A 20,527-nucleotide genomic window follows, 5' to 3' on the forward strand; every position below is an offset into this window, starting at 1 on the left:
GTTGCCCTTCTCCAAGATCAACTGCGACAATTCCCGCATGAAAACCGCCCGCCGCTCGACGGACGCTGTTCAGCTCGCATCGAGCGCCTCGCTTCGATTGGACGATCAGCTCTGTTTCGCGCTTTACGCTGCCACGAACGTCATCACACGCGCCTACCGGGCGCCTTTGGCCAAGCTCGGCTTGACCTATCCCCAATACCTCGCGATGCTGGTGCTCTGGGAGCATGGTGACCAGACGGTCAAGAGCCTTGCCGAGCGGCTCGACCTCGACTCCAGCACCATCACGCCTCTGGTCAAGCGGCTCGCGGCGGCCGGGCTCGTCCATCGCAGCCGGCATCCCGCCGATCAGCGCAATCTGCGCATCGAGCTCACCGGCGTCGGACACGCGATGCGTGCACGGGCCGCCCTGATTCAGGAACGGGTGGCCTGCCAGACGCACCTCGGCCCCGACGAATTCGTGGCGCTGCGGGCCCAGTTGCACCGCCTGGTGCACGAGATGACCGAGGAAAGGGCGGAACTGCCGCTTTGCGCGTGAGCCGCGGCAGGCGTCGAACAGACGCTGCGATGGCGGACCGACAGTGGCGCAGGTCGCCCGCGACGACCCGCCCCAAGCTCACAAGCCGGCGCCGTCCAAACTGCGCAGAAAGCGCTCTGCGTTCTGGTAGCCGATGACGCGCTGCGACGCCAATTCGCGGCCCTGGACGTCGAAGAACAGGATGCCCGGAGGGCCGAACAGGCCAAAGCGTTTCAGCAGCGCACGATCGGCCGGCGAATTGCGTGTCACGTCGGCCTGCAACAGCAGCAGCTGGTCGAGCCTCGCCTTCACGCGCGGGTCGCTGAACGTGAGGTGTTCCATCTCCTTACAGCTCACGCACCAGTCGGCGTAGAAGTCAAGCATCACCGGCCGCCCGGCGCCGCGCACCACGGCGTCGAGTTCGGCAATGTCCAGCACGCGCTGGAAACGCGGCGCGCCTTCCGTGCTTGAAAGTGCAGACAGGCCGTTCGCGTCGGGGGCCCGTTGCACGAAACGCAAGAGGGGTTGCAAGGCATCGGTGGCGCCGGCAGCGGCCCCCACGAGCTGAGCCGAACCGAGCACGACCAACGCCACGCCAAACGCCTTGCATAGTCGCACCCCGGGGCCAGCGGCATCGTTCAGGCGTTCGAAGGCGCCGCACTGGCTGGCCACCAGCAACAGCAGCAGCCCCCAGCCCGCGACCGTGAGAGGTGCCGGCAACACGGGGCTCAGGATCCACCAGGCCACGCCCAGGAGCAGCACGCCGAAGAAGCGCTTGACCGACTCCATCCATGCCCCGGCACGCGGCAGCAGCGCGCCGGCCGACGCGCCGAGCAGCAGCAGCGGCACGCTCATGCCGATGGCCAGCGAGAACAGCGCGCTGCCGCCGAGCACGACATCGCGGGTCTGGCTGATGTAGACCAGCGCGCCGGCCAGCGGCGCGGCCACGCAAGGGCTGACGATCAGTGCCGACACGCCGCCCATCGCGAACACTCCCGCCCATCGTCCGCCCCGGAAGCGGCTGGCGCTGGCGTCGAGCCGGTCGCGCAGCGCAGCCGGCAGTTGCAACTCGTAGAAGCCGAACATCGACATCGCAAGCACCGTCAGCAGCAGTGCGAAGCCGCCCAATGTCCAGGGGTTCTGCAGCGCGGCGGCGAGGCCCTCTCCTGCCAAGCCGGCGGCCACGCCGAACGCGGTATAGACCAGCGCCATGCCGAGTGAGTAACTCACGGCCAGGCCGAAGCCGCGCGAGCGTGAGCTCGGGGCCCCCGCGGACTGGCCGACGATGATGGACGAGAGGATCGGCAGCATCGGCAGCACGCAGGGGGTCAAGGACAGCAGCAGCCCGGCAATGAAGAAGACGCCCGCCACCACCCAAGGTCGTCCGCCGCGCAGGGCAGCTTCGATGCCACCGCCTTGACCAGGCGCTTCGGCCTGTGCTGCCGTCGGTGCGGCATCCGGTACGTTCTCAGGTGCTGCGGCGGTGGCCGGGGCCGCCGTGGCAGTGCTGCCTTCGGCCTCCTGCACCCTGACGCTGCCGTCGCCGCCGAAGCCGGCCAGCTGGACGAGCGCCTGGCTCTGTTGCGGCGGATAGCACAGCCCTGCGTCGGCGCAGCCCTGGCTCGTCACCGTAAGCGTGAATGCGGCGGGCGCGGCCTCGACCGGCACGCGGATCACCACCCGCCCCCGGTGCGTCTCGACGTCCTTGTCGAAGGTTTCGTCGAACTTGACCGTGCCGGCCGGAATGCGTGATGTGCCGAGCCGCACGTCCACGTCTTCGGCGGCGAATGCGAACTGCTCGCGGTACATGTAGTAGCCGTCGGCGACGTCGAACGCGATCTCGACGCTGCGCTCGTCGAGCACGCGCGCCTCGAAGCGGAACGCCTGCTCGGGGGGCAGGAAATCTTGCGCCGCCGCAGCCGGCACGGCGGCCAGACCTTGCAGCAACCCGAGGAGAAAGACAGTCAGTCGCAGCAAGGTGGTCATGGCAGCATCACGAGAGAAAAGGCAGTCGGTTGCAGCGAAACGTCCTCATGACAATCAGGCGGACGGGGCAGGCGTGGGCGGCGTGAGCGCAAGCCGCGGCAGTTGTCGAGTGAAAGCGCCCTCGTCTTCGAGGCAACGCAAGTCCAGGCACAGCGCGCCGTCACGCACATGCCCGATGACAGGGACCGGGAGGCCGCGCAGCGCCGCCTCCAGGCGCTTGAGCGCGGTGCCGCGGCCGCGGCCGACGTTGGCCGGGGCGATGGCGAGGCCGGCGCTCGGCAACAGGTCGACCGGCCGCGCGCCGCTGCCGATCTGGCTGTGCAGCGCGAGTGCACGCACGACGTAGCCCGGGCCCACGGCTGCAGCCATCGGCATAAGCAGGCGCGCTGCCAGCGCGGCGATGTCGCCCTCGGGCCGGGTCAGCAAGCGCAGCGTGGTCAGCCGCTCTTGCAAGCGTTCCGGATGGCGGTACAGGCGCAGCACCGCCTCGAGCGCGGCCAGCGTCAGCTTGCCGACACGCAGTGCGCGCTTCAGCGGGTTCCTCTTGATGCGGCGCACGAGGTCGGCGCGCCCGGCGATCAGGCCGGCCTGGGGGCCACCGAGCAATTTGTCGCCACTGAAGAGCACCAGGTCGGCACCGTCGGCCAGCGCGGCTTGCACGGTGGGCTCCTTGGGCAGGCCGTAGGCCGACAGGTCGATCAGCGTGCCGCTGCCGAGGTCGTTGACGAGCGGCAAGCCACTCGCGTGCGCCAGCATGGCCAGCTCGCGATCGGGCACCGTCTTGGTGAAGCCGGTAATCGCGAAGTTGCTCCAGTGCACCTTCATCAACAGCGCAGTGCGCGGGCCGATGGCCTCCTCGAAATCCTTCAGGTGGGTGCGGTTGGTGGTGCCGACCTCGTGCAGCCTGGCACCGGCGCGGCTCATGATGTCGGGTACTCGAAAGGCGCCACCGATCTCGATCAGTTCGCCGCGCGACACGATCACTTCCTTGCGCAGCGCCAGCGTGTTGAGGGTGAGGAAGACTGCGGCAGCGTTGTTGTTGACCACCGTGCAGGCCTCGGCGCCGGTCAGCTCGCGGATCAGTCCTTCGACCAGCTCGTCGCGGTCGCCCCGACCGCCGGTCTCGAGATCGAACTCCAGGTTGCTCGGCATGCGCATGGCGGTGGCCACCGCGTCGATCGCTTCCTGCGGCAGCAGTGCGCGGCCGAGGTTGGTGTGCAGCACGGTGCCGGTGAGGTTGAATACCGGTCGCAGCCGCGGGCTCGCCGCCGCGGTTAGCCGCTCGGCGCAGCGGGCCAGCATCGCGTCGTCGTCAGGCAGGCCAGCGCGCTCCGGCGCTGTGGCACCAGCGCGCGCTTCGGCCAGCACGGTGCGCAGCGTCGCCACCACCGCGTGGTGACCATGCTCGTGCAGCAAGGCGACCGTCTGCGCTCGGCCGAGGAGGCGGTCGAGCGACGGCAGCGCCTGGCGGCCGTCGCGCGGCGCGAGTGCGGCGGCTTTCACGGTCGGCGCGACAGCAGCCATTGCTCAGGACCGGCGCTGCGGCGCGGGCAAACTTGGCGGAAAAGAGTAGGAGTCGAACCCACCAGGGACCGTAGAACGGCCCCTTCCGGTTTTGAAGACCGGACGTCCCACCGGGGAGCGCTTCTCTTCCATGTATGTCTTGTGCGAGTTCAGGCGCAGGCAGCGTCCCCGAAGACGGCGGCACTGTCCTGCCGCACGCGTCGCCCGTCTTTCAGGCGCATCGTGAAGCCGCTGCGGTCGAAGAACTCGAGCATCGGGATGCCGAGATTGCGGTGCAGCCCGGTGCTGTCGCGAAACGGCCCCACCGTGACCACGCCGCGCGGCCTGTCACGCGCAAGCGCTTGCGTCTGGGCCGCCAGCAGCGCCACGGTGTGCGGCAGAAAAAACACCTCGCGGCGCACGCGGTGCAACTGACCCATGCGCGCCAGGCGGCAGAACAGCGTGCGAAGGTCCTCCTCGGTCACACCGAGGTCGCCCGCCAGCTCCGGCACCTGCGGCGGCGCGAGGCCCGCGGCGTCGAGCCGCGGCCGCGCGCGCTGCCACAACTGCTGCTCGACGGTGCTCAGGATCACGCAGTGGCCGCTGAGCTGAAAGCGTGCGCCGAGGCGCAGCACGCGCAGCTGCGCGGTGGCGGAATCCATCAGGCCCGCAACGATCGCAGTGTCCGGGCGCTGGGCCATGAGGCTCCGCAGCTCCTGCAGGTTGGCGCCGGCGCTGTCGGGTCGGCGCTCGTGATGGCGCGCCAGAGCGGCCAGCGCCTGCTCCTCGAGTTGCCGCCAGTGGCCAGCGCCGAAGGCGCGCATGCCGCCGCTTGTTTGCAGCACCCGCGCGCCGGCGGCAGCCAGCCAGGGCAGGAGCGCTGCATCGGCGAGCTTGAAAAGGCGCGCGAACCAGACCAGATCGATGCCGACGGGCGAGCATTCCAGCAACTGCACGAGCGCATCTCCAGGCGAGCCCGCCTCGAGCGCGTCCAGCCAGGCGGCGCGCTGCGGCTTGCGCCGGCCGCGCTCTGACGGCCACGGGTCGAGCACGCGCCCACCGCCCAGCGTGCGCTGAGCCGACTGATCGCGCACGATGAAGCGGTCGCCGTGCAGCGCGCCGATCGGGTGGTCGAGCACCAGTTGAATCAGCGCGTCTTCGCCCGGCTTCAGGGGCACTTCCTGCAGCAGGGCGACGCGCGCGGTCACATGTGCAGCGCCCAGGTGGACATGCACCGGCGTCCAGTGGCGCAGCGCACGTGCCTCCGAGGGCAGGAGGCTCAGCCGCGCATCGATCCGCTGGGTGGGCGCGTGGAGCGCAGCGGCCAGCAGCCACTGGCCGCGCTCGATGTGGCGGCGATCGAGGTGCTGCGCCACGATGTTGAGCGCGCAGCGCTGGCCGGTCGAGCCGCTGGAAGTCGGGCGGTTCTGTGCATGCAGGGAGCGCACCCGCACTTCCAGACCGAGCGGCGAAATGATCAGCCGGTCGCCGATGGTTACGCGCCCGTCGAACACCGTGCCGGTAACGATCGTGCCGATGCCATCGAGCGTGAACGAGCGATCGATCGCCAGCCGGAACGGACTGCCGTCACCAGCGCTTCCCGCCCGAACCCGCGCACCGGCCGCAGCATGCAGATGCGCGCGCAGTTCGCGCATGCCTTCTCCGCTGACCGACGACACTGGGAAAACCGGGAAGCCGGCCTGCGTGCGCCCGAGCAGCAGTTGCTCCACCTCGGCGATCGCGGCCGCGCGCCGCGCTGCGTCGACGCGGTCGATCTTGGTCAGCACGACCGCGCCGTGGGCCAGCCCGAGTTGGTCGAGGATTGCCAGGTGCTCCACGGTCTGCGGCATCGGGCCGTCGTCGGCCGCAATCACCAGCAGCACATGGTCGATGCCGGTAGCGCCAGCCAGCATGTTGTGGATGAACTTCTCGTGGCCGGGCACGTCGATGAAACCGAGCACCTCGCCATCGGGGAGCGGCTGATAGGCATAGCCCAGATCGATCGTGATTCCGCGTGCCTTTTCTTCCTTCAGGCGATCGGCATCGACGCCGGTCAATGCCTTGACCAGCGAAGTCTTGCCATGGTCGATGTGACCTGCGGTACCGACGATCATGTTCAGGCCGTGAGCCGTTCTCCGATGGCGAGGGGGCCCACGTCGCCGTAGTGGGCGCCCTCGCTGACTGACTTGCAGGGGAGCGCGGCCGAGCCGCGCTCCCGATTGCACCGCTCCTACTTCTTCACCGTCGTCTGCGTCTTCACCGTCGTCTCTGCCAGCTCGAGCATCCACGTCTTGTACGGCACGAAGTCGACACGGTTGCTCACCGCATACAGCTTCGAAGGCGCGTACAGGAACACGACATTGGCCTGCTCATGGACATACCGGTTCATCTGCGCTGTGAGCTTCTCCAGAGCGGCCTTGTCGGTCTCGGCCAGCAACTTCCTGCTCAAGGCGTCGAACCCTGCGTCTTCAGGCATCTTGCGAAAACCGCCGTCCTTGCCGAAGAACTCGCGAAAGACCACGCCGTACGGGTACTCCGGCGACCAGTCGAAATGCTCGACCAGCCACATGTCCCAGTTGTCGCCCTTCGGTGTTCCCGAGTAGTCGGCCACGACCTCGACGCCGGCTTTCGCCATGCTCTTGGTCAACGCCTGCACCACGCCCTTGTAGCCCGCCCCCGCGACAACGTTGATGCGCGTCACGCCACCAGCCGCCAGTGCCTTGCCAGCCGCAGTCGGCTTGTAGGCATAGGGCTCGAGCGAGGCGTCGTGGCCGAAATGGCCGGGCATGATCATCGACGCGATGACCGTGCCGTAACCCATCGCACCTTCCCTGACCACCGCGTCCCTATCGACCGCCATGTTCAAAGCCTGGCGCAACTCGAGGTCGTTCCACTTCGAGTTCGGCGCATTGCGGTTCAGCACGCCGGCGAGCACGGTCTTCGATTTGCTCTCCACCACACTCGCGTGGGTGCTTTTCTTCATCGCCATGGCTTCGGCCGGCGATAGCTCGGTCACGATATCGACCTTGCCCCCCTTGGCCACCTCTTCCAGGGCCTCAGCCTTGGAGATGACGTTGTCGAACACGAACGTGGCCTTCGGCATGCGCGCCTTGTTCCAGTAGTTCGGATTCGGCTCGAGCGTCAGCGTCGGCGAGCGCTTGTCCAACACCGAAGCGCCATCCTTCAAGACAAACGGACCAGTCCCCCACGGACCCGGTTCGTCGATCACTCACCAGTTGCCTTCAGCGTTGCCAGTCTGCTTGTTCTTGAAGCCGTTGGTGTTCCAGAACTTGGTACTGGCCACGTGCATGCCGCGGAACTTCATGATCGCGGCACTGTCGGTGCTGGGAAACACGAAGCGCACGGTGTAATCGTCGACCACCTCCAGCTCGGTGTCCTTTGCAAAGTTGAGAAACGCACCCGGCGGGTGCGGGTTGGCGGACTTCTGAACTTCGTCGAAGCTGCGGCGAAACACCTTGGCGTTGAACGCCTCGCCATCCTGAAAGCTCACGCCCTTGCGCAGCTTGAATTCCATCGTGGTCGGGTTGACCCAGCGGTAACTTTCAGCCAGCGTGGGCACGGTGCGACCGTCCTTGTCGACCCGCACCAGTTCTTCCATGGTGTTCCAGGTGATGGACAGCCAGTTGACCGGCGATGGGTCGACGATGTGGATCACCGGCGTCTGCGCGTTTGCCGCAGCCGCCGAGGCCCCCATCGTGACCGCCATCGCCAGTGTTCGCAGGCGCTGCCTGAAGCGCCCCGCGGTGACTGGGCGGTTGGCAAGTTTCATTGCGTCGTCTCCTCGTGGTTGATGTAGTGACACTGCCTCACTGCACCACCGCTGGTCAGCTGACCAGCGGTCGTATCAGTTCCTCGAATTTGCCTGGCGGCGTCTCGCCGAGCAGGGTCTTCACGATCTTGCCGTGGGCGTCCACCACCACCGCGAACGGGAGGCCGCCGACGCTGTTGCCAAGTTGTTTCGACAACGCGATCGCGTCGTTGCTGCCGAGCAGCAGCGGGTAGTTGATCTGGTACTGCTGCGCGAATGCAATCACCTTGTCGGTGTTGTCGATCGCGATGCCGATCACGCTCATCTTGTCGCCGAACTTCTTGTGCAGCGCGATCAGCTCAGGCACTTCCTGCTTGCAGGACTTGCACCACGTCGCCCAGAAATACACGACCATCGGCTTGCCTTTGAACTGGGCGAGCGACTGCTGCTTGCGGTCGAAGTCCTTGAAGCTCGCGGCGAACAAGGGTCGTGGGTCGACTTCGGCGGACGCCGCCCGAGCGGCGCCGACCAGCGGCGCAGCTATGCCGTCGAAGCCGAGCACCGCCGCGCAGGCGAGCAGCGCTGTCACGCCGCGAATGGACCATGCACCGCAAATTTTCTTCATGAATTTGCCCTGCGAATCAGATGCATGCACCACGCGTCTGCCTCGACCTGCAGGAAACGATTAGCACGCTAATTCATTAAATATAGATTGCAGCCAGCTCCCGGCTCGCCCGTACTTACCCGAACGGCTGGAACTGCTGGGGGCCGCGCCTCGTGATGCGTTCGATGCAGACCGCTCGCTGTCGATGGGCCTCGTTCCTACCGAATGCCAACCGGGCGCGCACTATTGATCGGCCTTCTCGAAGGCATAGGCATAGCAAGGGATGGAGAAGCCCGGCGAGGCCACAAGCAGCGACCTGACGACGGCTGCCGCTTGGCGAGCGCACGACAATCGCCTTGATGCCCTGGCGCCTGGGCCTGGGTACGAGTGCCCTTGACACGGCATCGACGAAACGGGCCGTCTTCTCCTCGCTGAAGCACGCGAGCACCCGATAACGAAGGGCGCCGGAAGGCGACCAGAGCCAGCGCCTTTGGCCGCGTGCTGACCGATATCGACGTGACGATCGACCCGAAGCAGCGCGACATCTTCGCAGTCAGCGCGAGCAACCGCCTTGTCGACCGAATCGATTGGGAGAATCGATTGGGAGATCAGCGCCAAGATCGAGGCCGACCCCTCGATGCGCAGCCTGGTCACGGCCTACAACGCGCTGGTCTCGCCGATCGCCAACGAGGTGATCGGCTCGATCAGGGCGGCACTGCCGAACATGGCCGACGTCGCCGGCAACATGTCGGCCGGCGAACTGATCGCCGGCTCTTATCTCGCAGCCCTGGCCCCGGCCAGCTTCGGCGGCGCCGTGATGGCCGTCATGAACCCGGGCGGCGTGCGCAGCCCGGGCTTCACCTCCCATCCCCCGCCGCCAGCGAGGGCGACGGCAACGTCACCTACGGCGAGGCCTTGACGGTGCAATCCTTCGGCAACAGCCTTGTCACGCTGACGCTGACGACGTGATGCTCTGGCCTTGACGCCGACTGGTGACAGTGATCCACTTCGGTGACCCAATCCCAGTTCAATGCATTCGAGTGGGCTGACAACGTCGCGGTAGATCAAAGACTTACGGAACCCACTGGGGGAGAGCCTTCTCCTCCTACCAAAGTTCTTCCAAGGCCTTGCCCCGCAAGGCCTTTTTCTTTGCCGGATCTTCAGGGCATCGAGGCGATCTATTTGGGTGGTCCAAACCCTGCACAGGGCCTTAACCCGTGAAGCGCCAACCATCACCGGATCACCCCGACACCACCTCTACAGACTCCGGCCCGCCGGCTTGGCTCGTCCCGGTACTCATTGTCGGCGCGGTGGCAGCGCTGTACTTCCTGTGGCCGGCGTTCGGGAATCTTGTCAACGAAGCGTACGCTGTACTCAGCAGCGGCGACCGCAAGCGAACCGAACAGTGGGTCGAGGGTTTCGGCGCCGGGGGGCCCGTCGCCATTCTTGGATTCATGGTCGCGCAGACCGTGGTTCCGGTGATTCCCTCCATCCTGGTCATGGTGGTCGCCGTGCTGGCTTTCGGGCCGTGGTGGGGCGGACTCCTGAGTTACGCCGGCCTGCTGCTGGCCGCCTCGATCGCCTATGGCATTGGCCGTTCGCTAGGCCCCGTGACGGTGGGCAAGATGTTGGGGAACAAGACCGAAGCCAAACTCGAAGGCTTTGTGACCGACTACGGCTTCTGGGCCATCATCGTCGCTCGCATTTCACCGGTGGTTTCCACCGACGCAGTGAGCATCATTGCGGGGCTTGCCAAGATGGCGTTGTGGCGCTTCATGGCGGCCACGGCGACCGGGACCTTGCCTCTGACCCTTTTGGTGTCTTACCTGGGCGCGGACATCGATCGGCTCCAAACGGGGCTGATCGCGGTGTCGGTGATCAGCGTCGCAGTCTTACTTCGTCGTGTCGGTTGTCGTCGATCGGCGCAAGAAGGCGGGTCGTTCGTCGGACAGCTAATTCAAGCAGGCAGCGCACAGGCATAGCGCGCACATGCAGGCGTCAACCATGCAGGCGAACCCAGTCCATGCCGGCCTGCCTTGCATGCTCGAGCGCCTCGACCTCGGTGTCGAAGCACTCCAGGTCCAAAAAGCGTTGCGCCCGCGTCCGTTGACCGCCCAGGGCCGTGATGGCAACACGCGATTGATAGCCGCCGCCTGCAATAGGCAAAGCGGTGCAGCTCAGGAGATAGTCTTCGAAGACATGCCTTTCGACGGTCTGCATGGAGGTCAAGGCTCGGGACGATGTGAATCTTTTCGGCGCATGACGACTGGACTTGAGTCGAGCTGTAGTTGGCCTTCTTGCAAGACGCGGATATCGCCACAGCAAGCGGCGCGCCCGAATCGGCAGGGCATACAGTCTCGCTCGGGCCGTTCCCCGCGCGGCATTTTCCCTGCTCCGAGGCCCTCCTTGCAATACACCGTCGCCGTTCGCACGCTCTGCGAATTCACCGCCAAGCAGGGTGACCTCGACCTGCGCTTCACGCCCTCGCCTTCGGCCCGGGAAGGCATCGACGGGCACGCGCTCGTGGCTTCGCGCCGTGGCGCGGCTTGGCAGACCGAAGTGCCGCTCGTCGGCGAGTTCGGACCGCTGCGCGTTCGCGGTCGTGCCGATGGCTTCGACGCCGCGCGCAATCGACTGGAAGAGGTGAAGACCCACCGCGGCCGGCTCGACCGTCAGCCCGAAAGCCATCGGCGTCTGCATTGGGCACAGGCCCGGGTCTACGGCTGGCTGCTGTGCCAGCGGGATGGGTTGGCGGAGATCGAGTTGGTCCTTGTCTACCTGGACATCGGCACGCAGCGCGAGACAGTGTTCACCGAACGCTGCACCGCCGCCGAGTTGCAACTCGAGTTCGAGCAGCGATGCGGCACTTTCATGGCCTGGGCAAAGCAGGAGTGGTCGCACCGGGGCGCGCGCGACCGTGCGCTGGCCGGGCTGCGCTTTCCGCACGATGCATTCCGGCGGGGCCAGCGGCCGCTGGCCGAGGCGGTCTACAAGGTCGCGCGCGCCGGCCGCTGCCTCATGGCGCAGGCGCCCACGGGCATTGGCAAGACCGTCGGCAGCCTGTTCCCGCTGCTCAAGGCCGGGCCCACGCAGGCGCTCGACAAGATCTTCTTCCTGACCGCCAAGACCTCGGCCCGCGCCATGGCGCTCGAGGCACTGGCGCTCATCCGCGCGAGCGAGCCGTCGCTGCCGTTACGCACGCTCGAACTGGTGGCGCGCGACAAGGCCTGTGAGCATCCCGACAAGGTCTGTCACGGCGAGTCGTGCCCGCTCGCAAAGGGCTTCTACGATCGCCTGCCGGTGGCTCGCCAGGCAGCAACGGCGCTGACGGTGTGGGACAAGCCGGCCGTGCGTACGCTGGCGCTGGAGCACGCGGTGTGTCCCTACTACCTCGGGCAGGAACTGGCGCGCTGGAGCGACGTGGTGGTCGGCGACTACAACCATTACTTCGACAGCAGCGCCATGCTTCACGGGATGACGGTGGCCGATCAGTGGCGTGTCGCCGTGCTGGTCGACGAGGCGCACAACCTGGTCGAGCGCGGGCGGGCGATGTACAGCGCCGAGCTGGATCACGAGGATTTCAAGCGCATGCGCAAGGCGGCACCCGCCGCGCTGAAGAAGCCGCTCGACCGCCTGCACCGTCGCTGGAACGAACTGAAGGCGCAGGCTGACGCCGAGTACAGCGTTCTCGATGCGCTGCCGGCGAACTTCGTCTTCGCACTGCAGCAGGCCGCCGCAGCGGTGATGGATCACCTGGCCGAGCAACCCGCGCAGGTCGATGCGTCGCTGCAGGCGTTTTACTTCGATGCGCTCCATTTCACCCGCCTGGCCGAATCCTTCGGCGAGCACTCGCTCGTCGATCTGACGCGCCCGGCGCAAGGCTCCGTGGTGCTGTGTCTGCGCAATGTGGTGCCGGCGTCGTTCCTTCGGCCGCGCTTCGAAGCCGCGCACTCGACCACGCTGTTTTCGGCCACCCTGCAGCCGCGGCGCTTCTACGCCGACATGCTCGGTTTGCCGGCCGACACGGCGTGGATCGATGTGGAGTCGCCGTTCGAGCGGCAACAGCTCACTGTCCACATCGCCCGCGACATCTCGACGCGCTTTCGGCATCGCGACGCGTCGCTGGCACCGATCGTCGAGCGCATCGCACGGCAGTTCACCGAGCAGCCGGGCAACTACCTGGCCTTCTTCAGCAGCTTCGACTACTTGCACAGCGTGGCCGAGTTGTTCGCGGCACGGCATCCCGCAGTGGCACTGTGGAAACAGTCGCGCGGCATGAGCGAGGGCGAGCAGGCGCAGTTCCTCGCGCGCTTCGAAGCCGACGGTCGCGGCATCGGTTTCGCCGTGCTCGGCGGCTCGTTCGCCGAAGGCATCGATCTGCCGGGCACGCGCTTGATCGGCGCCTTTATCGCTACGCTGGGGCTGCCGCAGACGAACGCGGTCAACGAGCAGATCAAGCGCCGCATCGACCGCCTGTGCGGCACCGGCTTCGACTACACCTATCTCTACCCCGGGCTGCAGAAGGTGGTGCAGGCCGCTGGGCGCGTGATCCGCACGCCGCTCGACCGCGGCGTGGTGCACCTGATGGACGACCGCTTCACGCAGCGCGAGGTGATGGCGCTGCTGCCGCGCTGGTGGGGGACCGAGCTTCGATCCAGTCTCGTCGCGCCCTGGGGTAGCTGATGCAGCTTGGCGCGCCAGCGTCCTGGCGCTTGCCTCAGCCGCTGGTATCCGACTCCTGCGTGGGGTATTCTTTGATCGCGAGTGCCCCCGCAGTGCAATCGGGCGAGGTGCGCGATGCACTGGGTTCAGACCTCAAAAGGAGACAAGAGCAATGAGTTCGAACATCGTGATCCTCATCATCATCGTCGCGGCAGCCGTCGCCTTCTTCATGTGGATGAAGCGAGGCAAGAGCGACGACATGAGCGCCGGCGCGCCAGCCTACAAGCCGCCGGCGGCGGCCCCTGCTACGGCGCCCGGGGCGACACTGCGCACCGGTGGCCCGCTCGCCTCCTACGACGAATACCGTCGCGTCAGCCCGTCCAACATGATCAACGGCAAGCTCACCTGCAACCAGTGCGGCTCCAACCTGGTCCGCACCGATGGCGGCACGGCATCGTGCACGACCTGCGGCGCATCGCTGTACCGCGCCTGAACCTGCGGGGCGTGCCCCGGCGAACACGAGCGGCCTGGAGGCAATGTCTCCAGGCCGCTCGTCCTTTGTCGCCGGCCTGATCGCGCACAGGCCGCAGCGCTGCGGCGTCAGGCTCGTTCGAGTGCGAGCGCAATGCCCTGCCCCACGCCGATGCACATGGTGGCAAGCGCACGCCGCCCGCCCGTGCGCTCCAACTGGCGCAGCGCAGTCAAGGCCAGCCGGGCACCGGACGCGCCCAGCGGATGCCCGATCGCGATCGCCCCGCCGTTCGGGTTGACGCGCGCATCGTCGTCGGCAATGCCGAGCTGACGCAGCACGGCCAAGCCCTGCGCGGCAAAGGCCTCGTTCAGCTCGATCACGTCGAGCTCGCTCACGCTCCAGCCCAGCCGCCCCAGCAGCTTGCATGTGGCCGGCGCCGGGCCGATGCCCATGACGCGCGGCGCCACGCCGGCGACCGCCGAGCCGACCACCCGCGCGCGTGGCTTCAGACCGTAGCGTTCGACCGCAGCATCGGAGGCCAGCAGCAAGGCGCAAGCCCCGTCGTTCACGCCGGAGGCGTTGCCGGCCGTCACGCTGCCGTCGGGGCGCACGACGCCCTTGAGTCGGGCCAGCGCCTCGATCGTGGTGGCGCGCGGATGTTCGTCCACTGTGAACAGCACGGGATCGCCCTTCTTCTGGGGCACCAGCACCGGCACGGTTTCGCCTTCGAAGAAGCCGGCCGCGTGCGCCGCCTGCCAGCGCTGCTGCGAGCGCAGCGCCATCGCGTCCTGATCGGCGCGCGACACCTGGAATTCGGCGGCCACGTTCTCGGCTGTCTCGGGCATCGAGTCGATGCCGAATGCGGCCTTCATCTTCGGATTGACGAAGCGCCAGCCGATCGTCGTGTCTTCGATCTTGCTGCTGCGCGCGAAGGCGGTCTCGGCCTTGGGCATGACGAAGGGCGCGCGCGTCATGCTTTCGACGCCGCCGGCGATCATCAAGTCGGCCTCGCCGGCTGCGATGGTCCGCGCCGCCATGGCGAGGGCATCAAGCCCCGAGCCGCACAGCCGGTTGAGCGTGCAACCGGGCACGTCGACCGGCAATCCGCCCAGCAGCGCGGCCATGCGCGCGACGTTGCGGTTGTCTTCGCCCGCCTGGTTGGCGCAGCCGTAGAGCACGTCGTCCAGCGCGGCCCAGTCGAGCTGCGGGTTGCGCTCGACGAGTGCGCGGATCGGCACGGCGCCGAGGTCGTCGGTGCGCACACTCGCCAGCGCTCCGCCGTAGCGGCCGAAGGGCGTGCGCACGCCATCGACGATCCACGCGATGGGGGTCTTGCTCATCTCGTTCTCCAGGCAGCTCGTTGGATCGGTGATCCGTTGCGATAGTTTGCGCGGCGCACCAACCGCTCGGTGCGGCCGGCGAAGGTCGGGCGCTTCATGATCGGCGGCATCGAAGTGCTTGCGCAACCCCTGCCAGCAACGGTGATAGTCGGGCTGCAGTTCGGCCGACTGCAACGCATGCTCCGTCGGTCGCCACACCTGACCGGACCAGGGCGGCCGGAAGGTGTTTTCCATCGCCAATATGCGCGGCGGAAAGATCCCGAAATCGATGCTGCACGCCCGGGCGTGCTCGAGGCCGAGTGCAGCACCGTGAAGATCGACGGGTCCGGATGATCGTGGCTGATCGAGCCGATGGCGTTGAAGCGCCGCAGTGAGGAAGCGGTGACGACCCTGCTGCGGCAGGGTAAAGGCGCAAACCATCGTACTGCGTCTTCGCTTTCCTGTGCCGCGAGCCGGGTGGCATTTGCCGGAAAGCATCACGCCGTGATATATAGATACGTCGAACGCAGACGTCCAGGCTCGCATCCACATGCCCACCCGCACGATGTCGAAATCCGATTTCGAGTCCTTGGCCGGTTTTCGCTACCAATTGCGCCGGTTTCTTAGGTTCAGCGAGGAGGTGACGCGCAAGAGCGGCGTCACCCCGCTGCAGTACCAGCTCATGCTCCAGATCAAGGGCTTTCCCGGCCGCGATTGGGCCAGCGTCGCGGAGCTCGCCGAGCGCCTTCAGGCCAAGCACCACGGCGTCGTGGCCCTCATTTCCCGCTGCGAGGCGACCGGCCTCGTGAGGCGCAGCGCGAGCCGGAGCGACCAGCGCCGCGTGGAGGTCCGCCTCACTCCCGCGGGCGAGCAGCGCCTGGAACACCTCGCGCACTTGCATCGGGAGGAACTGCGGTCGGTGAAGGCCGGTTTTGTCGTCCCCGGCATCGACGGTGACGCGTGACTAAAACAGGAGAACGTCCATGCACTCGAGCCACCCCTTCGAGCCGGCCTTGTTCGAGGCCATCGCCGAACACATTCCGGATGCCGTGGTGTTTGCCGACTGCGACGGTGTGATCCGGTTCTGGAACCGCGGCGCCGAGGCTGTTTTCGGGTTTGCCGCGCAAGATGTTCTCGGCGAGAGCCTGGACGTGATCGTTCCGGAGCTCCTGCGGGCGGCTCACTGGGCCGGTTTCCGGCGGGCGATCGAGAGCGGCCATGCCGGCCACTCCAACCAGGTCCGCACGACGCGATCGCTGCACAAGGACGGGCGCAAGCTGTACGTGGACCTCAGCTTCGGCGTGGTTGCCGATGCGGCAGGCCGCGTCGAGGGCTCGGTGGCAGTGGGCCGGGATGTCAGCGACCGTTACCTCGCCGAGAAAGCGTTGCGGGAACGGGTCGCGACGCTGGAGAAGCCGGCATCGTGAGCGTCGGCGATCGCCGCGGTGGCGCCCCCGTTCGGCCTTCGAAGTGCCAGGGGAGGGCTTCGAGCGATCGAGTAGGAGCGGCGCTTGCCCTGCGACATCGGGAGCCATTGACCGATGACAAACTCAGACTTGAAGCCGATCGTCCTCATCACCGGCGCGACCGGCAATCTCGGCCGCTCGCTCGGCAAGGCGCTCAGCCGCGACTACCGGACCGTCGGGCTCGATCGCACGGCGAAAGGCGCCGACTGGGCGGTGTTCGAGGCCGATTTCACCTCCGATGCCGCACTCGAGCTCGCCTTGCGCAAGTTCCGCGACACGTTCGGCTCGCGCATCGCCAGCGTGATCCACCTCGTCGCGTACTTCGACTTCAGCGGCGAGGACAGCCCGCTTTACCGGAGCGTCAACGTCGAGGGCACGCAGCGGCTTCTGCGCGCGTTGCAGGGCTTCGACGTCGGGCAGTTCGTCTATGCGAGCACGATGCTCGTGCATGCGCCTTGCCACCCCGGCGAGCGCATCGACGAGCGCCAGCCCATCGATCCGCGCTGGGCCTATCCGGAATCGAAGGCTGCCGCAGAAGCGGTGATCCGCGCGGAGCACGGACAGATCCCCTACGTTGTCTTGCGGCTCGCGGGGGTTTACGACGAACGCTCGATGGTGCCGACGATGGCCCAGCAGATGGCGCGGATCTACGAACGCGACTTCCAGAGCTACTTCTACTCGGGCAACCCCCTGGTCGGGCAGGCGATGCTCCACCGCGAGGACATGCTCGAGGCGTTCCGCTGCACCGTCGATCGGCGTGAGGCACTGCCCTCGGGGACCGAGATCCTGATCGGCGAGCCCGACGCAATGGGCTACGACGCACTCCAGGACGAGCTCGGCCGTCTCATTCACGGTGCCGACGACTGGCAGACGCTGAGGGTGCCGAAACCGATCGCCGCCGCGGGTGCCTGGGCACAAGGCAAGCTGGAGCCGGTCATTCCCGATGCGATCGACGGCGGCGAAGCGCCCTTCATCAAGCCGTTCATGGTGGCAATGGCCGACGATCACTATGCACTCGACGTCCGGCGCGCGCGCGATCTGCTCGGCTGGGAGCCGCGGCATCGATTGAAGGATGAGTTGCCGCAACTCGTCTCGACCTTGAAGAGCGACCCGGCCGACTGGTACGCGAACAACGGCGTTCCCTCGCCCACCTGGATCAGCCGGGCGGACGAGTTGGGGAAGAACCCCGAGGACCTGCGCGCCCGCCACGAGACGCTGCTGCGGACCGAGCACGGCGCCAACCGATGGGCGCATTTCGCGAACATGGGCCTGGGGACCTGGCTCCTCACGCAGCCGCTGCTGCTCAATGTCGGGGAGCCGCTCCTGCGTTGGAGCGAAATCATCCTCGGCGCGACGCTCCTGGTCGGCGCGACGCTGGCCTTGTCGTGGCGTGCGCAGTGGGCCCGCTGGCTGTGCGCCGCGGTCGGTGCGCTGGTGATGGCGGTGCCCTTCCTGTTCTCCACGGAAAACGCCGCGGCCTATCTCTCCGACACGCTGGTGGGCGCGCTCATCTTTGCTTTTGCCGTGTGCACACGGCCCGAACCGGGCCCCTCGGCGATCGCCGCGCTCACCGGCCCGGCGCTGCCGCCCGGCTGGAGCTACAACCCTTCCGACTGGTCGCAGCGCTTGCCGATCATCGTGCTGGCGATCGTCGGCCTGTACGTCTCGCGCTACCTCGCCGCGTATCAGCTCGGACACATCCCCGACGTGTGGGACCCGTTCTTCGCCGGCTCGCCGCAGGATCCGCAAAACGGCACCGAGGAGATCATCACCTCATCGGTCTCGAAGGCGTGGCCGGTCTCGGATGCCGCTGTCGGCGGCTACACCTACCTTCTGGAGATCCTCACCGGGATCGTCGGCTCGAGGATGCGCTGGCGCACGATGCCCTGGCTGGTGGTGCTGTTCGGGCTGATGATTGCTCCACTGGGCATCACCTCGATCTTCTTCATCATCATCCAGCCCGTCGTGATCGGCACGTGGAGCACCATCGCACTCATCGGCGCGGCGGCGGTCCTTCTGCAGATTCCCTATTCGCTCGACGAACTGCTTGCGACGCTGCAGTTCCTGCGCCGTCGCGCGCGGGCCGGCCAGAACTGGCTGCGCGTACTCTTCGTCGGAGGTACCGACGAGATGCCGGACACGAGGAATGCCGAACCCGTTCGGGACGAGTTCGAACAACCGCCCGGCACGGTGCTCAAGAGCATGGTCGCCGGCGGCGTGAGCCTGCCGTGGAATCTGGCCCTGGTGGTGGTCATCGGCCTGTCGCTGCTGTTCACGCGCCCGATGCTGGGTGTCGAGGGCAGCCTGGCGAACGCCCATCACGTGATCGGCTCGCTCGTTCTGACCGTCGTCTCGGTCGCCGCCGCTGAAGTCGCCCGGCCGGTGCGCTATCTCAACCTTGCGCTCGGCGCAGCGCTGGTGGGGGCGCCCTTCGTGTTCGATGCGAGCATGGCGGCCACTGTCTTCAGTGTGGTCCTCGGCGCGGCGGTGATGGCGCTCACCGTTCGCCGAGGCCCGATCCGCGAGCGCTACAGCGATTGGAATCGCTTGATCGTCTAGTGGTGAGCGAGTCGCGAATGGCCGAGGCCGCACGCGCTCCGCACTCTGCGCTCCTGCCCGTTCAAGGAACCGCGGTGCTCTGCGGTTCGTTCAACGAATCTTCGGCGCGGCGCAGCGATGAGTAAAACGATATCTATAGAGGTTGAACGGCAATAACTTTGCTGCTTCAACCGGTCGCCCTTCCATGGACATCCCGCACACGCCCGAAGCCGCCCAAACCCAAGTCCCCGCGATCCCGGCGGGCGATCAAAGGCAAGCGAAAGACCTCAGAAGACGAGTGACGCTCCCACCTGGCCCTGTGCAACTCCGCGGGGCAGGGGGCGGCACCGCAAAAAGCAAAAAGGTCAGCACGTGTTCACGTGCTGACCTTTGCGTTTAGTGGTGCGGCTGGCAGGATTCGAACCCACGACCCCTTGGTTCGTAGCCAAGTACTCTATCCAACTGAGCTACAGCCGCATGGAGCCGCGCAGTATATCAGCGTAAGAAACGCCGTTCACTCAGCCGGCCGATGCGGCGGCACGAAAACACGTCGCGGCGCGCGGCGCATCGCCGGCGTGCTCGGCCATCGCGGCCAGTTGCAGCCATGCCTGGCGCCGCGCAGCGGCGGAGAGCTCGGGGTCGGCGCCGGCTTCTTCGAGCATCTGTTGGGCCTTGCCCCAGATTTGCCGAGCCACCAACACGCGGCCCATCGCGTAGGTGAGCGCGGGCTCGCCGGGGCAGGCCTGCAACGCCGCTTCCAGGCGAGGCAGCCACTCGGGGCCGACGCCCTCGACCGTGTCGGCCAATGCCAACGCCAGGGTGTCGCGGTCGTCGCGCTCGAGCAGCGTGACGCGATCCCAGAACGGGCGCAGCCATTGCCGCGCCTCCTCCGTTGCACCGCTGGCGGACAGCTGTCGGGCAGCGTGCGCGGCGACATGCACGTCGCGGCGGTCGCTGGCGTCGAGCTCGCGCCAGGCACGCTTGAGCTGATCGGTATCGCGCGCGCTGCCGAGCGTCTCGATCGCCAGCGAGCGCACCAGTCCCTGCGCCGCCGCCGGTGAGAAACCCTGGTGCTTGGCCAGCAGGCGCGCGGTGCGGAGCGCTTCCATGGGCTCGTCGGCGAGGCGGGCGGCCTGCAGCTTCAGGCGCAATGCCTGGGTGCGGCGGGCCACGCCGGGCGGCAACTCCGCCAGCAGTTCGAGGGTGCGGCGAGCGTCGCGATCATCGAGCGCCCATTCGGCTGCCAGCAGCCGGGCTCCCTCCTCCGCGGCGCGCGCAGCCGCGCTGCCGCGCGTGAGCTCGAAGGCCCGGCGCATCTGCTCGTCGCGTCCCGTGCGGTCCTGCAGCCGGTGCAGGCTTCCGGCGGCCAGCAGGTGGCCGAGCACGGTGAACTCGTTGTCCTTCTCGAGCTCGGGGGTGTCGACTTGAATCGACACCGCACGCTGGGCCGCCTTGTGAGCGCGGCTGTAGCGACCGCCGAAATACTGCGAGAGCGCCTCGCGCAGGGCCGCCTGCGCCACCCGATCACGCCGCGCCACGCGCCATTGACGCGCGCGCCGCGGGAGCCCGACCAGCGCGGTGAGCGTACGCACCAACGTCATGAACACGAGGCAAAAAGCGATCAGCGCCACCATGAACAGGTTGAACGACAGATCGATCCGCCAGGGCGCCCAGTACAGCGTCACCAGGTTGTC

15 protein-coding genes, 2 tRNA genes and 2 pseudogenes are annotated in these 20,527 nt (G+C 67.1%); 8 read left to right on the plus strand and 11 right to left on the minus strand.

Annotation, left to right across the window (positions count from 1 at the left end; genetic code table 11):
* Positions 1-37: 37 nt before the first annotated feature.
* Entirely contained in the window at positions 38-535 is a 498-nt protein-coding gene (locus H0W40_RS01230; RefSeq protein ID WP_292442228.1) for a MarR family winged helix-turn-helix transcriptional regulator, read from the plus strand.
* A 78-nt stretch (positions 536-613) separates the two neighbouring features.
* Here the strand turns inward: H0W40_RS01230 and dsbD are convergent, their stop codons facing one another.
* From dsbD to H0W40_RS01260, 6 genes and pseudogenes are all read right to left on the minus strand, one after another.
* A complete protein-coding gene (gene dsbD, locus H0W40_RS01235) occupies positions 614-2,500 on the minus strand; it encodes a protein-disulfide reductase DsbD (protein WP_292442229.1) in 1,887 nt (628 codons plus the stop codon).
* A gap of 54 nt (positions 2,501-2,554) precedes the next feature.
* Positions 2,555-4,024, minus strand: a complete 1,470-nt coding sequence (selA, locus tag H0W40_RS01240) for an L-seryl-tRNA(Sec) selenium transferase (RefSeq protein WP_292442230.1) — start codon at positions 4,022-4,024, stop codon at positions 2,555-2,557.
* Positions 4,025-4,057: 33 nt separating this feature from the next.
* Positions 4,058-4,154: transfer RNA gene (locus H0W40_RS01245), tRNA-Sec, on the minus strand.
* A gap of 19 nt (positions 4,155-4,173) precedes the next feature.
* A complete protein-coding gene (selB, locus tag H0W40_RS01250) occupies positions 4,174-6,117 on the minus strand; it encodes a selenocysteine-specific translation elongation factor (RefSeq protein WP_292442231.1) in 1,944 nt (647 codons plus the stop codon).
* 116 nt (positions 6,118-6,233) lie between these two features.
* Positions 6,234-7,793: pseudogene (locus H0W40_RS01255) on the minus strand (ABC transporter substrate-binding protein).
* A gap of 55 nt (positions 7,794-7,848) precedes the next feature.
* Positions 7,849-8,397 (minus strand): TlpA disulfide reductase family protein, encoded by a 549-nt coding sequence (locus H0W40_RS01260; protein WP_292442233.1) that lies wholly within the window; start codon positions 8,395-8,397, stop codon positions 7,849-7,851.
* Positions 8,398-8,947: 550 nt separating this feature from the next.
* On the opposite strand from H0W40_RS01260, the gene H0W40_RS01265 reads away from it, so the two are divergent.
* Both H0W40_RS01265 and H0W40_RS01270 read left to right on the plus strand, forming a co-directional pair.
* Entirely contained in the window at positions 8,948-9,295 is a 348-nt protein-coding gene (locus H0W40_RS01265) for a hypothetical protein (RefSeq protein ID WP_292442235.1), read from the plus strand.
* Between the two features lie 298 nt (positions 9,296-9,593).
* A complete protein-coding gene (locus tag H0W40_RS01270; RefSeq protein WP_292442236.1) occupies positions 9,594-10,358 on the plus strand; it encodes a TVP38/TMEM64 family protein in 765 nt (254 codons plus the stop codon).
* A 16-nt stretch (positions 10,359-10,374) separates the two neighbouring features.
* Here H0W40_RS01270 and H0W40_RS01275 read toward each other — a convergent pair whose 3' ends face one another.
* On the minus strand, positions 10,375-10,596 hold the full coding sequence (locus H0W40_RS01275) for a hypothetical protein (protein ID WP_292442239.1): 222 nt from the start codon (positions 10,594-10,596) through the stop codon (positions 10,375-10,377).
* A gap of 186 nt (positions 10,597-10,782) precedes the next feature.
* Between H0W40_RS01275 and H0W40_RS01280 the strand changes: the two genes are divergently transcribed.
* A complete protein-coding gene (locus H0W40_RS01280) occupies positions 10,783-13,059 on the plus strand; it encodes an ATP-dependent DNA helicase (RefSeq protein ID WP_292442241.1) in 2,277 nt (758 codons plus the stop codon).
* Positions 13,060-13,210: 151 nt separating this feature from the next.
* Positions 13,211-13,531 (plus strand): hypothetical protein, encoded by a 321-nt coding sequence (locus H0W40_RS01285; protein ID WP_292442243.1) that lies wholly within the window; start codon positions 13,211-13,213, stop codon positions 13,529-13,531.
* Positions 13,532-13,638: 107 nt separating this feature from the next.
* On the opposite strand, the gene pcaF is transcribed toward H0W40_RS01285, so the two are convergent.
* Positions 13,639-14,850: a 3-oxoadipyl-CoA thiolase gene (pcaF, locus tag H0W40_RS01290; RefSeq protein ID WP_292442245.1), complete on the minus strand. Its 1,212-nt coding sequence runs from the start codon at positions 14,848-14,850 to the stop codon at positions 13,639-13,641.
* A gap of 108 nt (positions 14,851-14,958) precedes the next feature.
* Positions 14,959-15,221, minus strand: a pseudogene (locus H0W40_RS01295) (homogentisate 1,2-dioxygenase domain-containing protein); the annotation flags it as partial.
* 152 nt (positions 15,222-15,373) lie between these two features.
* Here H0W40_RS01295 and H0W40_RS01300 point away from each other — a divergent pair.
* From H0W40_RS01300 to H0W40_RS01310, 3 genes are all read left to right on the plus strand, one after another.
* Positions 15,374-15,793 carry a MarR family transcriptional regulator gene (locus H0W40_RS01300; protein WP_292442266.1) on the plus strand — a complete coding sequence of 140 codons (420 nt, stop codon included), beginning with the start codon at positions 15,374-15,376 and terminating at the stop codon, positions 15,791-15,793.
* Between the two features lie 49 nt (positions 15,794-15,842).
* Positions 15,843-16,256, plus strand: a complete 414-nt coding sequence (locus H0W40_RS01305; protein WP_292442246.1) for a PAS domain S-box protein — start codon at positions 15,843-15,845, stop codon at positions 16,254-16,256.
* A 114-nt stretch (positions 16,257-16,370) separates the two neighbouring features.
* A complete protein-coding gene (locus tag H0W40_RS01310) occupies positions 16,371-18,854 on the plus strand; it encodes an NAD-dependent epimerase/dehydratase family protein (protein WP_292442248.1) in 2,484 nt (827 codons plus the stop codon).
* A 379-nt stretch (positions 18,855-19,233) separates the two neighbouring features.
* On the opposite strand, the gene H0W40_RS01315 is transcribed toward H0W40_RS01310, so the two are convergent.
* A tRNA-Arg gene (locus tag H0W40_RS01315) sits at positions 19,234-19,310 on the minus strand.
* Positions 19,311-19,351: 41 nt separating this feature from the next.
* Positions 19,352-20,527, minus strand: a 1,176-nt coding sequence (locus H0W40_RS01320) for a heme biosynthesis HemY N-terminal domain-containing protein (RefSeq protein WP_292442250.1), incomplete at its 5' end; no start/stop codon positions are given.

It is taken from the genome of Methylibium sp., from assembly GCF_013817345.1.
In the GTDB taxonomy this organism is placed as follows: Bacteria; Pseudomonadota; Gammaproteobacteria; order Burkholderiales; family Burkholderiaceae_C; genus Methylibium.